The organism is Chitinophaga niabensis (assembly GCF_039545795.1).
Taxonomy (GTDB): Bacteria; Bacteroidota; Bacteroidia; order Chitinophagales; family Chitinophagaceae; genus Chitinophaga; species Chitinophaga niabensis_B.
Map to the genome: position 1 here is coordinate 4,824,703 of NZ_CP154260.1, position 15,000 is coordinate 4,839,702.

The 15,000-nt window shown below is 43.9% G+C and carries 19 protein-coding genes and 1 tRNA gene; 11 read left to right on the forward strand and 9 right to left on the reverse strand.

All coding sequences use genetic code 11. The annotated features are described in order from the left end of the window. Positions 1-199: 199 nt before the first annotated feature. Entirely contained in the window at positions 200-1,087 is an 888-nt protein-coding gene (locus AAHN97_RS19110; protein WP_343303671.1) for an AraC family transcriptional regulator, read from the forward strand. 4 nt (positions 1,088-1,091) lie between these two features. On the opposite strand, the gene AAHN97_RS19115 is transcribed toward AAHN97_RS19110, so the two are convergent. Continuing rightward, complete coding sequence (locus tag AAHN97_RS19115) at positions 1,092-1,343, reverse strand: hypothetical protein (RefSeq protein WP_343303672.1); 252 nt, start codon at positions 1,341-1,343, stop codon at positions 1,092-1,094. A gap of 69 nt (positions 1,344-1,412) precedes the next feature. Here AAHN97_RS19115 and AAHN97_RS19120 point away from each other — a divergent pair, with 69 nt between their 5' ends. Beyond that, positions 1,413-1,976: a T6SS immunity protein Tdi1 domain-containing protein gene (locus AAHN97_RS19120; protein WP_343303673.1), complete on the forward strand. Its 564-nt coding sequence runs from the start codon at positions 1,413-1,415 to the stop codon at positions 1,974-1,976. 44 nt (positions 1,977-2,020) lie between these two features. Here AAHN97_RS19120 and AAHN97_RS19125 read toward each other — a convergent pair. Together AAHN97_RS19125 and AAHN97_RS19130 are read right to left on the reverse strand one after the other, a co-directional pair. Continuing rightward, positions 2,021-2,094: transfer RNA gene (locus AAHN97_RS19125), tRNA-Asp, on the reverse strand. Between the two features lie 106 nt (positions 2,095-2,200). After that, on the reverse strand, positions 2,201-2,482 hold the full coding sequence (locus AAHN97_RS19130) for a DUF1330 domain-containing protein (RefSeq protein WP_343303674.1): 282 nt from the start codon (positions 2,480-2,482) through the stop codon (positions 2,201-2,203). A 111-nt stretch (positions 2,483-2,593) separates the two neighbouring features. Between AAHN97_RS19130 and AAHN97_RS19135 the strand changes: the two genes are divergently transcribed. From AAHN97_RS19135 to AAHN97_RS19150, 4 genes are read left to right on the forward strand one after another with little or no spacing between them, the layout of a single operon-like run. Continuing rightward, positions 2,594-3,100 carry a hypothetical protein gene (locus AAHN97_RS19135; protein ID WP_343303675.1) on the forward strand — a complete coding sequence of 169 codons (507 nt, stop codon included), beginning with the start codon at positions 2,594-2,596 and terminating at the stop codon, positions 3,098-3,100. Next, entirely contained in the window at positions 3,101-3,604 is a 504-nt protein-coding gene (locus tag AAHN97_RS19140) for a class I SAM-dependent methyltransferase (protein ID WP_343303676.1), read from the forward strand. Then, positions 3,592-4,569 carry a hypothetical protein gene (locus AAHN97_RS19145; protein WP_343303677.1) on the forward strand — a complete coding sequence of 326 codons (978 nt, stop codon included), beginning with the start codon at positions 3,592-3,594 and terminating at the stop codon, positions 4,567-4,569. The genes AAHN97_RS19140 and AAHN97_RS19145 overlap by 13 nt, the downstream gene beginning before the upstream one ends. Next, a complete protein-coding gene (locus AAHN97_RS19150) occupies positions 4,535-6,838 on the forward strand; it encodes a hypothetical protein (protein ID WP_343303678.1) in 2,304 nt (767 codons plus the stop codon). The genes AAHN97_RS19145 and AAHN97_RS19150 overlap by 35 nt, the downstream gene beginning before the upstream one ends. On the opposite strand, the gene AAHN97_RS19155 is transcribed toward AAHN97_RS19150, so the two are convergent. Further along, on the reverse strand, positions 6,835-7,062 hold the full coding sequence (locus AAHN97_RS19155) for a hypothetical protein (protein ID WP_343303679.1): 228 nt from the start codon (positions 7,060-7,062) through the stop codon (positions 6,835-6,837). The genes AAHN97_RS19150 and AAHN97_RS19155 overlap by 4 nt on opposite strands. Positions 7,063-7,189: 127 nt before the next feature. On the opposite strand from AAHN97_RS19155, the gene AAHN97_RS19160 reads away from it, so the two are divergent. Together AAHN97_RS19160 and AAHN97_RS19165 are read left to right on the forward strand one after the other, a co-directional pair. Further along, the gene (locus AAHN97_RS19160) at positions 7,190-7,552 is read left to right on the forward strand and encodes a carboxypeptidase regulatory-like domain-containing protein (RefSeq protein WP_343303680.1); all 363 of its coding nucleotides are present in this window, start codon (positions 7,190-7,192) and stop codon (positions 7,550-7,552) included. 2 nt (positions 7,553-7,554) lie between these two features. Beyond that, on the forward strand, positions 7,555-8,787 hold the full coding sequence (locus tag AAHN97_RS19165; protein WP_343303681.1) for a PepSY-associated TM helix domain-containing protein: 1,233 nt from the start codon (positions 7,555-7,557) through the stop codon (positions 8,785-8,787). 110 nt (positions 8,788-8,897) lie between these two features. On the opposite strand, the gene AAHN97_RS19170 is transcribed toward AAHN97_RS19165, so the two are convergent. Continuing rightward, positions 8,898-10,082, reverse strand: coding sequence for a glycoside hydrolase family 88 protein (locus AAHN97_RS19170; protein ID WP_343303682.1), 1,185 nt, complete (start codon positions 10,080-10,082; stop codon positions 8,898-8,900). A gap of 116 nt (positions 10,083-10,198) precedes the next feature. Between AAHN97_RS19170 and AAHN97_RS19175 the strand changes: the two genes are divergently transcribed. Further along, a complete protein-coding gene (locus tag AAHN97_RS19175; protein WP_343303683.1) occupies positions 10,199-10,669 on the forward strand; it encodes a thermonuclease family protein in 471 nt (156 codons plus the stop codon). A 7-nt stretch (positions 10,670-10,676) separates the two neighbouring features. On the opposite strand, the gene AAHN97_RS19180 is transcribed toward AAHN97_RS19175, so the two are convergent. Next, the gene (locus AAHN97_RS19180; RefSeq protein WP_343303684.1) at positions 10,677-11,636 is read right to left on the reverse strand and encodes a hypothetical protein; all 960 of its coding nucleotides are present in this window, start codon (positions 11,634-11,636) and stop codon (positions 10,677-10,679) included. Between the two features lie 56 nt (positions 11,637-11,692). Here AAHN97_RS19180 and AAHN97_RS19185 point away from each other — a divergent pair, with 56 nt between their 5' ends. Then, entirely contained in the window at positions 11,693-12,166 is a 474-nt protein-coding gene (locus tag AAHN97_RS19185; RefSeq protein WP_343303685.1) for an acyl-CoA thioesterase, read from the forward strand. On the opposite strand, the gene AAHN97_RS19190 is transcribed toward AAHN97_RS19185, so the two are convergent. After that, entirely contained in the window at positions 12,163-12,798 is a 636-nt protein-coding gene (locus tag AAHN97_RS19190; protein WP_343303686.1) for a peroxiredoxin family protein, read from the reverse strand. The genes AAHN97_RS19185 and AAHN97_RS19190 overlap by 4 nt on opposite strands. Before the next feature lie 163 nt (positions 12,799-12,961). Next, on the reverse strand, positions 12,962-13,534 hold the full coding sequence (locus AAHN97_RS19195; protein WP_343303687.1) for a YceI family protein: 573 nt from the start codon (positions 13,532-13,534) through the stop codon (positions 12,962-12,964). Between the two features lie 123 nt (positions 13,535-13,657). Here AAHN97_RS19195 and AAHN97_RS19200 point away from each other — a divergent pair, with 123 nt between their 5' ends. Continuing rightward, positions 13,658-14,029: a winged helix-turn-helix transcriptional regulator gene (locus AAHN97_RS19200; RefSeq protein ID WP_343303688.1), complete on the forward strand. Its 372-nt coding sequence runs from the start codon at positions 13,658-13,660 to the stop codon at positions 14,027-14,029. Between the two features lie 187 nt (positions 14,030-14,216). On the opposite strand, the gene AAHN97_RS19205 is transcribed toward AAHN97_RS19200, so the two are convergent. Further along, a complete protein-coding gene (locus tag AAHN97_RS19205; RefSeq protein ID WP_343303689.1) occupies positions 14,217-14,807 on the reverse strand; it encodes a hypothetical protein in 591 nt (196 codons plus the stop codon). Positions 14,808-15,000 lie beyond the last annotated feature (193 nt).

Sequence of the window (15,000 nt, forward strand, 5' to 3'; positions counted from 1 at the left end):
ACAAGGTCGGATTTTCAGATTTAAGCCTTTAGGCATGCATAAAATGATCATAATGATGGACTATAGTATTATTGGGAAATCCCAACTGCTATTTTCCAATCGCTAAAAAATGATTAATTTTCGCTACTGGCCAACGGCATGATCAACCCAAACAGAAGCAGGCCGATAGCTGCGCAGCCGCATCTTTTAAATAACACGTATGGAAGAACAGAAAAAACTGATGGAAGAAGGGTTTCTTGGGCAAAGGATGATTGTTTTAACACCCAATATCAGAAAGGAAATCAAATCAAATCCCTTAATAAATACCCTTTACCTCACTGCCATTGGACATTATCCACATGCTGTGGGCCATGAATGCGAACGGCCACGGGGTGCCGGCGAGTTCATTTTCCTGTACTGTACCGATGGAGAGGGCAGAATAGAAATGAATGGAGAAGAGTATGTGCTAAGGGCTAATAATTTTTTCATCATCCCCAAAAACACGGCTCACCGTTATTATAGTTCAGAAAAGGCGCCCTGGAGTATTTACTGGCTGCATTTTAGTGGAACAAACTCCAGGATGATCTACGAACGCTCTTTAATAGAAGGCGAGCATCAGGTTCAGGCTATTCCATTTGAGGGATACAGAACTAAATCATTCGACCAGATATTTACTACCCTGGACCGGAGTTTTAGCTCCAGGGATATGGAAATTATGAATTTCCGGGTCCTTCATTTTCTAACCTCGTTCATCTATTATAAGGAGATCAATCCTATGGTGTATAGTGTGGATATGGTCAGCAATTCCATTGCCTATATGAAAATGAACCTTGATAAAAAAAAGAGTGTAAAAGATCTTGCGGATCAACAAAACCTATCTGTTTCTCATTATCTACGCAGCTTCAAAGCAAAGACCGGGCAACCGCCTACCACGTATTTCAACCAGCTTAAAGTGCAGCAGTCCTGCCAATACCTTTACTTTACGGATAAAAACATCAAGGAGATCTGCACTTTACTGGGTATTGATGATCAGTATTATTTTTCGCGATTGTTTACGAAGCTTATTGGAACATCTCCATCTGCTTATCGTAAAACTTATAAAAGATAAAAATTCATTTCAGATTTCTCTCTTTTAGAAGCGCCTCTATTTCCTTATTATCATATTTGGAATTATTGATCAATTTATATGCAAGAAATAAAGGTATCAATGTGAAAAATCCCCAACTGTTTTTTATAACGCTGTAAAATACAATTCCTGCCAGGAATCCAATTAATACAGCATTGGCGATGGCGGCTGATTTCCTTTTCTTTGCTTCCTGCAACAATTCCTGGTCTGTTAATTCTGTTAGATTTTTTTGCTCCATTAGATTTTGGCTTTTAGATATTCACTTCTTCCCTTAAATTTAGATACTTCACCTTTAACTTACTACAATATGTTTGATAAATTTTTCGATAAATATCCGGAATTTACTACGGCACAAAAACCTGACGAAAGTCTGCAGAACAGTTTTAATAATAAACTACCTGCACAACTTATTGAATTCTGGCGTACTTATGGATTCGGAGTATTTATGAATGGCTATTTGAAGATTGTTAATCCCAGGGATTTTCAACCGTATTTTGATGAGGCCTACGACAATAGTGGAAACGAAATCGTATTTGGCGTGACTGCCTTGGGAGATTTTCTAACATGGACGGGAGATGCCATACGGGCCATCTATTTTAAGAACGGTTACGATTCAATTATTGAGAGTGGTGATGATATGGGATGGTTTTTTGATATGGATCTGTCTGACAGTGGCTTTTTGAAAGACAACCTGGATGATGCGCAATACCTTGCTGCTAAAGGGCGATTGGGTGAGCCGGAATACGATGAGTGTTATGGCTATGTTCCATTGTTAGGTTTAGGAGGCGCTGAAAAAGCAGAGAAACTTCAGAAAGTGAAAATAAAAGAGCACATTTCCTTAATAGCACAGGCGCTTGGAAAGATCAAGTAAACAGAAAAGCCACGCATTGCTGCGTGGCTTTTAAACATTTTCTGCGGACCGGACGGGACTCGAACCCGCGACCTCCGCCGTGACAGGGCGGCATTCTAACCAACTGAACTACCGATCCAACTTACCCTTTAACAATCAGAACCTTACAGCTCTTCTGTTTTGGGATTGCAAAGATAAGCACAAATAAATCATACCTGCAAATATTTTTTACAACACGCCCAAATCTAAGCCTGTTGCAGCCTTTTCACCAAAACCATCGTACACCGGCTAGTATTATCCGTACGCAGTTTCTTAATGGACATATATTCCGGATCATAATACATTCCCAGGGCCGCTTCCTCCGAGGGAAACTGCACAATCGCGTTCATCATCCTTCCCTCCCCTTCAATCACTATCCCCGAAGTATCCGAAGCCAGCACTTCAGCCCCATACTTCTTAAATAAAGGAATCAGCGCAGGCCCATATTGAGAAAACCCTTCCCAATTGTCGATGTCATAACTAATCATGTAATAAACCATAAAAATGTTGTTTTCACCAAAATTACCCTCCACTACGGCCCGGTAATTGTGATATCCTGCTTTTTATTAAGTAAATTTAAGAGAGCCAAAACACCAGATATGAGATACCTCCTCCTCCTCGTATTATGTTACAGCTGCAATACTGCTGCCACTAATAATAAACAAGACAGCAGCATCGTGGACGGCGCCAAAGAACTCCTCCCTGTTCAACCAGCTCCCACACCTGTCGTGAATCCCCAGGCCGAACAGATCAAAGCGCAGGACACTACTTTCGAAGACGGTTCCATCCCCTCCTCCTGGCAGAATGCAGGCTTTGATGATCCCGCAGGCTTCAAAGAATTCCTCCTTTCCTTTAAAGATTGGGTGAAGAAAGACCAGGTGGATAGTATTACGGCGTATATTCGCTTCCCATTAAAAAATTATAAAACGCCGGAAGCCTTCAGAAAAGCCTATCCCAAAGTGTTCGATGACAGCCTGAAAAATGTAGTGGAAACCCAGCGGCTGGACAGGATCTGGCGGAACTACCAGGGCGCTATGATCGGAAGCGGACAGATATGGTTCAACGCCCTTCCGGAAGGATATAGAATAATTGCGATCAATAAATAAATGGAACTATCACAAGCCATAGAACTCATCAGGTCCAATGACTTTAATAAGGACACCATTGAAACATGGGCCGATCTTGGTTGTGGCAGCGGTCTCTTCACCAATGCCCTGCTGAGCTACCTTCATCCTAAAAGCACCGTTTACGCCGTAGATCAATATCCCGTAAAGATCAACCACCCCGCTGTGATCCTTAAACAAATGGACTTCATCACGGCAGACTGGGATTTTCCAAAGCTGGATGGAATCTTAATGGCCAATTCGCTGCACTTTGTGGAAGATAAACCCTCCTTTTTAAGAAAAGTAAAAGCCGCCCTGAAACCAAATGGTACACTGTTACTGGTGGAATATGATACGGATACCCCCAACCATTGGGTACCCTTCCCTGCCAGCTTTTCCTCGTTGAAAAGAATACTGCTCGAAGCCGGTTTTAAAAATGTACACCGCCTGCAGGAGCAACCATCCATTTATGGCAAAGCCAATCTCTATGCTTCATGGATAAATTAAAGTACTGCCTTCTGGGAATATTGCTCACCGCCTGCACCACAAAACCCCGCGAGATCACACGCGGTTTCTATTTCTGGAAGCAACGCTACGAAGGGCAAACAAACCCACTAGCCCGGAAACTCTACGTAAAAATGTTCGATGTAACCTGGGACGCTAAAGCACAAAAAGCCGTCCCCGTTGCCATATTGGACAAACGTGCCCCCTTTCCGGACAGTATAGAGATTGTACCTGTAGTATTCCTGATGAATGAGATCTGGCAAAAGGAAGATACCCTCATAATGGCCCAACGGGTATGCAAATTGCTGGAACAACTTTGTAAAGAAGCAAAAGAAGTGCAACTGGATTGCGACTGGACGCGCAACAGCAAGGAAACGTACTTCGCCTTCCTCCGAAACGTGCGCCAACAGGCCTTCATGAAAGGGAAACAATTATCCGTGACCATCCGCATGCACCAGGTAAAATATACCCGCAGCAACGGCATCCCTCCTGCAGATAAAGGTTTGCTGATGTGTTACAACATGGGCGACCTCCGCAAATGGGGAGATCATAATTCTATCCTTAATATGGAAGAATTGAAAGCCTATACGGGTGATGATCATATCCGCCATTATCCATTATCTTTGGACCTGGCTTTGCCCCTGTTTGAATGGAGTGTATTGTTCCGCAACAAACAATACGCGGGCCTGCTCCGTAATATCGAAAGCACCCAACTGGAAAACACAACGCTCTTTACACGTAACGGCAAACAATTGTACACCAGCATGCAGGATACTACCCTCAACGGTTATATGATCCGCAGGGGAGATGTAATCCGGTTCGAGACATGCAGCCCTGACCTGCTGAAGAAAGCAGCCCGCTATTTGTCAAGGCAAAGGCAAAACTATAACCCTACTATAATCTTTTATCATCTTGATTCAAAGTATGATCAGCATGAACTGGAAACGATTTACAATATTTTTAAGTAGCTTTTTGCTCTGTTTCTTTGGAAAATCCATTTCCTGTGGCCCGGAGCCGGACCCATATGATTATTATCCAAACTTCTATAACCCCGGCATAGCCGCCCAGCAAGGATTTGAACCCTTCTATTATACCAGTCTTTCCGTTTATTACGGAACGGAAGAACCGGAAGAAAATGTGGTCATTAAAGAATGGAGTGCTTTCTTCAAGGACAAAATAGCGGAACAAGACCTCCGCGTATTTATCTACAACTACAGCCGGCCGGAAATGGCGGCCCTGTATACACTAATAGATAAAGGTACTCCGCAACAATTGCCGGACAATATGATGAAGAACGGTCTTACCCGTTATTTTATTGATACGAAAGACCGGGAAACACTCGGTTACCTCATGTATGCCAAACAATGCGAACCACATACCGGTAGTACCGATGCCTGGAATGTTCCCGCTCCGGATTCTGCTACCATGAGCCGCCTTTCCCGTAATGGCGTTCAATTATATAAAGCCTGCAAAGATCCCCGCATCAAAGAACGTTTTGCTTTTCAAGCCATACGCATGGCGCACTACAGCAAAGCATTCAAACAAGCCATTCAGCTCTATGATTCACTGGCAGCACCTATCCCTTCTTCTTCCCTCATTCATTATAAAGCCCTGGCATTAAAAGCCGGCGCATTATTACGTACAGGCCAGCCTGCACAAAGCGTATACCATTTCTCCCGCGTTTTTGAGAACGCTCCTTCCCAAAGAACGCTTGCCTATCTCAATACAGGATGGGCTGCAGCCGATCCTCAACAGGTGATGAAGTTATGCGCTAATAATAATGAGAAAGCTACAGTAGCTGCAATGTACGCCTGCAGAGCAGCAGATCTTAACCCGGAAGGCCTGAGGGAAGTTTATAAGCTGAATCCGCAATCACCCATGCTGGACGTACTGCTCAGCCGGGAGATAAATAAACTGGAAGATGGCCTGCTCTATTCCGTACTGGATGGAGAGGCAAGCTCCTGGGGTTTTATGGAAAAACCACCACAAACAAAAGTGACCGGTATACAGCAACTGTTAGACAGTATAGCCACAGGCGGAAAAGTAAAAGAACCTGCATTATGGCATACCTCTTCTGCCTACATTTCGTTTATGCTAAAAGATTATGCCGGGGCGAATAAAAGGCTCACTGCCGGTAAATCAAACAACAGCCGCACCGCTATCCAGGACCAATGGGAAATTGTAAGGCTTTTGGTTGCCGTGAATGAACAACCCAGGATAGATAAGGATTTCGAAGCAAAACTGCTGGAATCCTTCAAATGGCTGGATACCCGCCTCGCGCCTGTCAAAAGGGACAATTATTTCCAAAACCTCGGCAGCAGCAAGGAGATTAACGATATGTTCTTTTCCCGGATGTACCGCAACCTCTTGGATTTCATCATTGCTCCCCGTTATGCAAAGCAAAATGACCCTGTTAAAAAGGCCCTGATCCTCATGAAAAGGGATGAAGTAGATCAATATGCTTTCCGCTACGGCACTGTCTCTGGAAAAGATTTTATCTCGGACAGCCTGCCCACCACACAGCTGCATGCGCTTTACGATCTTAAACAACAGAAACGCAAAACGCCCTACGAGCAATATCTCTTTGATCAACTGAAGTTGAGCGACAATGAACTGGGAGAGATCATTGCCATCAATTACGTGCGGCAACATGATTTCAATAACGCAGTGACCTGGTTCAAACGCAGCGGTAGCTCCAACCATTCAGAGAATGTATTTACAGAGCAATTGCAGGACTATGGGTATGAAACAGATACGGTTGGTATCAGCCAATTGGATTATGCCATCAAAATGGTGGAATTGGAAAAGAAGATGAAAGGGAAGAATGTAGACCCTAATGTATATTATGAATATGCCACCGGCTTATTCAGCATTTCCTACTACGGGCACGCCTATCAGTTTTCTGTAAATTACCGCCCCAGCACCTGGTGGTATGAGCCTGCACATGAAAACAATCCTTTCCTGAAACAATATTTCGGCTGTTATCGTGCAGAAGAATATTACAAGAAAGCAGCAGATGCTTTTCCGGACAAGGAATCCAAAGCCAAATCCCTCTTCATGGCTGCCCGCTGCGCACAGAAACATATAAACGCCAAGGAAGAAGACTGGGCAAGAACAGCTATTTACGAAAACCCTTATTTCCCCTCACTGGCAAAGGATTATAGCCAAACGGCATTTTACAGGGACATCATCGGCCAGTGCAGTTACCTGAAAGACTACGTGAAAACAAAACCTTAATCGTCCAGTTCCTCCAGGTTAAGGATAGCATCCGCAATTTTGGTCAGCAACTGTGGACTCACTTTTCCCGTATACTGATACGGACGGAGATCATATTGCCTGTCCAGCGCAAACGTAATATCCTCTCCCCGAACATGCGCAATGAACACGGCAATGTTGTTCCTGAGTTCGGAACGGACTTCAAATTCTTCCCGGTCTACTGTCACTTTGAAGGAGGTCATCATAACCCACAATTTACATTTTTATGACGGGAAGCGGGAATTTGCGAAAAAGATTCCCTTTTGCGTAAATACTTTTCCCGATTTCGCAGACGGTTCCCCCTCTCCTGACGGAACTTTGCACAAAAAATTCATGTTTAGATATCTAACCTTATTATATCTGTTATGCCTTCCTGTTTTGTCGTTTGCAAATGAAGACAATGATGGGACCGGAACCATCAAAGGAACCATCATCACATCAGACAACAAACCAGCCTCAGACGTAACGGTACAGTTAGGCGATAAACTGAAAGGTACCCTCACCAATGAAAATGGTGAATTCACGATACGCAAGGTGAAGCCCGGTAATTACTTTGATGCCACTGTTTTTTATGACCACCAGAAGTTCCGTCTCGGCCTGAAACTGAATAACATAACAGACAAAAGATACCGGGGTATTAATAACGATCCTCAAAATCCAAGACAGATCATCGGTAGCGTTTCATATAAACTCTAATTATGCAGCAAAGCATTCAAAAGAAAAAAGGTAAATCAACCTGGCGCCGCATCAATAACTGGCTGCACCTTTGGTTGGGACTCACATCAGGGATCATCGTATTCATTGTAAGTATTACAGGCTGCCTGTATGCCTTCCAGCATGAATTGTCCGATCTTACCCAGCCCTACAAGTTCGTAAAAGCAGAGACCAAACCTTACCTCTCTCCTTCTCAGTTGAAAGCGATTGCTGCAAAAGAGGCTTTTGGTGTTGGTAGAGATACCGGCATCAACAAGATCATAGGCATATCCTACGGCAGTCCGGAAAAAGCAGCCCTGGCTGCTTTCATGGATAAAAAAGATGGATACACCATGATCTACATCAATCCCTACAATGGTACCGTGCTGAAGAAAACAGCCCTCAAACATGATTTCTTCCGTTTCGTACTGGAAGGGCATTTCCAGTTATGGATGCCCAGGAAGATCGGCCAGCCCATTGTAGCCATAGGGGTACTCATATTTGTTGTGCTGCTCATCACCGGCCTCATTATGTGGTGGCCGAAAAAATGGAACAAAGCCAACAGGAACAAAAGCTTCAAGATCAAAACAGACGCCGGCCCCAAAAGGATCAATTACGATCTGCACAATGTGCTGGGCTTTTATGCCATGGTCATTGCACTGGTGATTGGGCTAACAGGGCTCGTTTGGGGCTTCCAGTGGTTTTCAAAATCTTATTACTTTACGCTCACAGGAGGAAAAACCCTCCCCAAATTCCAAAAGGGCGTTTCAGATACCTTATTGGCAAAGACTGCAGTACTGGTGTCTCCGGAAGACAAAGTATGGGCACGGATGCAAAAAGAATACCCAGAGCAAAAAGGAACTACACAGATCCAGTTTGCGTATTTACCTGCTGATCCCATCACTGTGATCTATAATCCGGCAGAAGGAACTTACTACAAAAGAGAGTTCAGGTATTTCGACAGGTATTCTTTAGCAGAAGTTAAAGGCGGCGGCATTTATGGAAAGAAATTTGCCAACGCTTCTACCGGAGAAAAGATCTACCGGATGAACTATGACATACACGTTGGCGCCGTTTTGGGCCTGACGGGCAAGTTCATTGCTTTCTTTGCCAGCCTAATTTGTGCCAGTTTACCCATCACCGGGTTCTATGTCTGGTGGGGGAAACGAAAGAAGAAATCGGGCAAACAGGTAAAGCCTGCCACAAAACGGCTACCCCGGGTAGCCGCCTCATTGTAAAAAGAAGCGGGTGTCCTTGTAGGACACCCGCTTCTTTTTAATATCTTAGATAGGCTTGACATAGGCTCAAGATAGGCTCAAAGTATGTGATCTGACCCTCTGAACAAAGGTTATAAATACCATTTCTTATAACGAAGCAAACCTTCCAGGAAATAATAATCCGCATAGGTCAATGGCACATCCACTTCAGAATTAGCCAGGAAATGCCCCACGCTGTTCTTTAACAAAAATCCTCCGTTCTCCCCCAGTTTTGCCCTGTACGCGTCAGACGACAAAGATTGGAGCATCACAGCCGCCGCATCCACATACTTTGCTTTGTCTGCTTTACCCACATACTGCCCCAGTTCCAATAAAGCAGAAGCTGCAATAGCACCTGCAGAAGCATCCCGGGAAGTAGGGATCTTCGGAGCATTGTAATCCCAGTAGGGGATCTTATCTGCCGGCAGATTAGGGTGGTTCAGGATAAATGCTGCAATACCCTGCGCCTGTTCCAGGTAGGTTTTGTCCTTCGTAAAACGGTACATCATGGTATATCCATAAAGACCCCAGGCCTGCCCTCTGCTCCAGGCAGAAGTATCATGTGCCCCTTGTCCGTTTACCTTTTTAATGATACCGCCAGTGGAAAGATCGTAATCCACTATATGGAAAGTACTGTGGTCCGGGCGGTAGTGATTCTTCAAAGTAGTATTCGCATGTGTGATCGCAATCTCACGGAACTTTTTATCACCTCCCTTTTCAGCCGTCCAGAGTAATTGCTCCAGGTTCATCATATTATCAATGATCACAGGGCAGTTCAGGTTCTTGCTTTTATTCCAGGATTGAATAGAATGAATGGATGGTCTGTAACGGGTGATCTGGTAAACAGCTGCCGTGTCAATCACTTCCTTATATTTCTTATCTCCGGTGATGCGGTAAGCATTTCCAAAGCTGCAATAGATCATAAAGCCAATGTCGTGGTTGCCGGTATAGCGTTTTTCCTTTTCCAGGATGGCGAGCCTGCGTTCCGCTTCAGCTTTTACATTAGCGTCTTTTGTATACTCATACAGGTACCAGAGCGTGCCGGGATAAAACCCGCTACACCACCATTCTGTATCAGAAGTAACAGACCGGCCTTTTGCAAAGGAGCGGGGCATCCTGTTGGCTGGTGTACTGTCCTGCAGTACTTTGTATTGCTTGACTGCAAATTGCATGTTCTCATCTATCAGCTGCTGCATCTGCTTTTTGGAAGGCTGCTGTGCCATTGCGCTGAATGGCAGAACGAGGAATAGTGCTAGTTTTCCTAATGTGGACCTCATGGGAGAGTATATTTTATTGACTGTGAACGTGGTTAAGATGCAAACGTTTGCATCACAGAGGATAAAAATACCAAACGGATTGAATTAAGCAAGGTTTTTTTTCTATACTTGCGCCCATGCGAGTTTTCCTGACCACCCTGCTCCTTTTTATATCTACCGCTTCCATTAGCCAGACCTATACCGGAAAAGTGACCGCCGTAAAGGACGGAGACACCATTGAAATGCTGGTGAACGGAAAACCCATCAGGATAAGGCTCTTCGGAGTGGACGCCCCGGAAAAAGGACAGCCCTTCGGAGAAAAATCCCGCCAGTTCACAGCAGGCCTGTGTTTCGGCAAAGTGGTAAAAGCCATACAAAAGAGCAGGGACCAATACCGGCGTGTAGTGGCAGAAGTATTTTTGCCGGATAACAGCTCTCTCAATTACCGCTTGCTACAGGCTGGTTTTGCCTGGCACTATACCAATTTCTCCAAAAATGAAACATGGGCGGCCGCTGCATTAAAAGCAAAAAAGGAAGGAAATGGATTATGGAAAGATGCGCATCCGGTAGCCCCCTGGGATTGGCGGAAGCAGAAACCAAGAAGGTAAATTGCTCTTACCAGATCCGGTTTTTATTCTCAAATGCCTGTAAACGTTCCTCATCCCATTTAAAAATAACAAACACCAATAACAGGGAAGCCATACTCACCAAGGTTCCGATGATGGCTACTTTCAACTCCCGGTCATACCTTTTTTCAAATGGTGTGAACTGAGCACCCAGGATGATCAGCTCCTGATGCCTATCCTCCTTCACGATCGTTTTCCTGTATTCACGCTGTAATCCATTATCGCCGAGCCTATCCATGTAAACTATATTTGAAAAGCCCTTCTGATAAAAATCCTTTTTACAATTTTCTATAAATTCATCTTCCTTCTCTCTTGTGTTCTCTTTCTTTTTAATCCGGAAAGTATATTCCATACATGCCCATACCGGCGGAAAATTGCCTTCAATAAATAATTTCATGAAAGTAAGAGAAGTATCTTCCGAAAAATAATTATTGGCAAACGTACTTTTATCAATCAATGGCATAGCAAAATACTGGTGATGTATTAAGGTTCTGCCCTTGTTGGCAGAGGTAGTGGCAAATCGTATGTAGGCATACTTCTTCAGGTCAGCAAACTCCTCCACCGAATAATACTTTGCATAACCCGCCTTTGCTATATCAGAGGGTGCATGCACCTTCCTGAGATCACCTGTGGCGCTCAGCAGCAGATACTGAAAAAGTATGATCGGGATAGCAACAGCCATGATGGACAAGATGTTCAGCGTAAACTGCGGAGAAGTTTTGGGTGATGGTACCGTCAGTAACCGAAGCCTTGGCCGTAACCAGGTAAGCACCGCTACAATGGCTAACCCAATTGGTAAAATGACCAACATAACAGCCTCCTGAATATGATCTGAAGGATGAAGCAGGTAAAAACGCCAGTTGAAAAAGGAATAAGCTGCCAGAGATATTACAAGCAGTACCAGGTAAGGAACAAATACAAGGCGGACCTTCTTATAAAAACTTTCCATAGGTATAAACAATATAACAATATACTGCATTCCCGGAAATGTATTAATATAGCAGCATGAAAACACCGCAACATACTGTAACACTCCGCTTCTTAGCTGAACCTTCTGATGTGAATTTTGGTGGAAAAGTACACGGTGGCTCCGTGATGAAATGGATCGACCAGGCTGGTTTTACCTGTGCGGCCAATTGGAGTGGCCAGTATTGTGTAACAGTATATGTAGGAGGAATTCGTTTTTATAAACCTATCGCTATCGGAGACCTGGTAGAGATCTCTGCTTCAATTATTTATACCGGCAACACCAGCATGCATATCTCTATCCATGTATATGCAGGTAATCCAAGGCAAACAGAGAAAGTAAAAACCACGCACTGCATCATGGTATTTGCGGCTATTGATGATCAGGGCAAAACAATACCTATCCCAAAATGGGTACCGCAAACAGAAGATGAACTGAGTATGGAAAAATATGCCCACCGGTTGATGGACCTTCGTAAGGATATTGAAGATGAAATGAAGCAATTCCTTTAAGCGATCGCGCGGCTCAAAGCCTGTGCCTGCCCTGCGCTATATACTTCTGATAATAATTCCCGCACATTGATCTCTTTCTCAAAGTAATGATCAATGAAAGTATAGGTCAGTCTTTGTGACTGCCCGATCACATATACTGCAGGTAATGGTGCATTTTCTTCGATACCTGAAACACGGTCCCAAAGCGGATCTGTTTCTGCATAAATACCTGCACCGCGTGCAATCTGATGATTATGGTCAATCGCTAAAGGGAAAGTATAATTATGTTTGGCCAACTCTGCTTCCAGTTCTTTCCTGTCATCTGCAGAAACCACCAGCAACTGACCACCCATTACCTGGATGTCTGCATGCAATGATTCCAGCTGTTCCAGGTAATTCACACCATAATCATTCCAGTGAATGGAATAAAATGCCAATACCAGTGGCTGGTTCAGTAATTCGCTACCTACTATGTAGCTACTCTCCTGGCGAAGGAAAGAAAATGGTACTACAAAATCATCCTTATGTAAATGGAACAAAGGAAAGGTACTTCCGGTAACAATCGGTTTGATCTTTGTTCTGTCTAATGGTTTAGTGTTCCTGATCTCGTAGAATTGGGGCAAAAAGTCCGCATATCGATTAGTAGTACGCATATGTTTTCTTTAATGTTGTTGGTATAATGATCTTAAAAACGGGTGATATTCTGATGTAAAGATAGGGATATTTTTCTATTATCCTACCAATCCGGTAGACTTTATATAAATAAACGAAAAAACCCGCTCTGGGAGCGGGTTTCTCTATTCAAAAAAGTTTAAATTATTGCTTATTGAACTCTCCGTCAGCAGTAATAGCTATTTCTTCGCTCAGGGCAGCGGCAGGGAATTTGGTACCGAAGTTAAACTCGCTGCGTTTGATGGAACCGGTTACACGGAAACCAGCTACCGGCTTTTTAGTCATTGGGCTGTTAGCTGTACCACGGTACCAGAGGTCCAGGGTTACAGGTTTAGTTACGCCATGCAGGGTCAGGTCGCCAGTTACTTTATATTTACCCTCGCTTACTTTTTGCAGAGAAGTGCTTTTGAAAGTAACAGTAGGGTTAGTGGCTACATCAAAGAAATCAGGGCTTCTCAGATGATCATCACGTTGGCCAACACCTGTATTAATGGAAGTTGCCTGGGCGGTCAGCTCAAATTTTGCATCGCTGAAATCGGGTTTATCTGAAGTGATCGTAGCATCGAAATCAGTGAAAGAGCCGGATACGGTAGAAAGACCCATATGTTGCACATCAAATTTCAGTTGCGCATGGGCTTTGTCTACTTTCCAGGAAGATTGGGCAAAACTAGTTGCGGATGCTGCCAGCAGGAAGATAAAGAGGGTAATCTTTTTCATAAAATCTGTTTGTTTAATTTTTAACAGGTTTGCAAACTTATGTACATTTGCTTACAATTGGTAAGCGGTTACCTGAAGGTAAGTGGTTACTTCAAGGTAAGTTATTCCTTATAAAGATATGCTATGTTAAAGTTACAAACTATTTCAGCAGAGTGGGAAGCTTGTACAGCCCTCAGTGCTGTTCAGGATGCATTATACGTTTTAAATGGTAAATGGAAACTGCCAATTATTGTAGCGCTCAGCACCGGCAATAAACGTTTTAATGAATTGCAGAAAACGGTGAAGGGCATTGCAGCCAAAGTTTTATCCCATGAATTGAAAGAACTGGAGCTGAATGGTTTTGTGGTACGCCATGTATATACTTCCACCCCTGTGATGATAGAATACGAGTTAACGGAATACAGTAACTCGCTGGGCCAGGTAGTGGATGCCTTAAGAATATGGGGTACCCTCCATCGCGAAAAGATCCGCAGCCAGTTTAAGCAATTGGCGTAAGCCCATATGCTACAAGTCAATCAATCAGATCAGACCATTCTTTCAAAGTTGTTCCGGCAATCATTGCCTGTAGACATTTTTCAACATCGTTCAGGCATTGCCTTGACGCCATTTCCTCAATACTATTCAGCAATTGCTGCCTGACCCTATTCAACGCTGTGCCAGGCTGTTCAGGCATTGCTTGAACCTATTTCTTCAATGCCGTTCCCAGGAACCTGCTCAATCCTCTTGCCGCATCCCCGTATGCATCTGCGATCCGGAGTGCCGGATCTTCATCATACTTCCCTTTAGCGGCTGCATCCTCAATCTTGATCTTCACGATCGCCTTTTTGGGATTGCTGCTTTCCACGATCCAGGCCTCTGCATTCAACTTCGCAGATTTATTCACAATACCCGCATTATAACCCGGCTCCAGGAGCATCGGCTTAAAGATAAGCTGGTAACGGGCTTCCGGAAAATCTCCCAATTGAATATCAGATGCCTTTTTAAACTGCTCTACAAACTTCGGTTCGTAATATTTCGCTTTATCATTCGTCCATTTCTCCTCCCATGCATATGCACTGCCCGGTGCTCTTTTCTCTGCCTCTGCCCTTTTCAGCCTGATGTAATTTGCCTCACGGCCTGCGTCCCCCACAGAAAGTTTAGTGTAGTCAAATACAATATGGAAGGTATCCACTCCCTTCAACCCTTCAATTTTTCCGGAGGCCAGCTTCACATCCTGTGCCTTTGCAAAAGAAGCCAATAGTAACAGGAGGAAAGAGAAAATTCTGCATTTCATAGTCGGTATGTTGTTTTTATATCGATATAAATGTAATATAAAAAAACAGCCTCCGCAAATGCGAAGGCTGTTGACAGATTGTTCTGTGTTTTTCAGGCTGCTTTTCGGGGAGGTATTTCTTTTATAGAAGCCAGGGCAAATAGCCCTGGCCTTTCCATCTGTAGAACGTGTTGCAAAAATACAAATACAATAA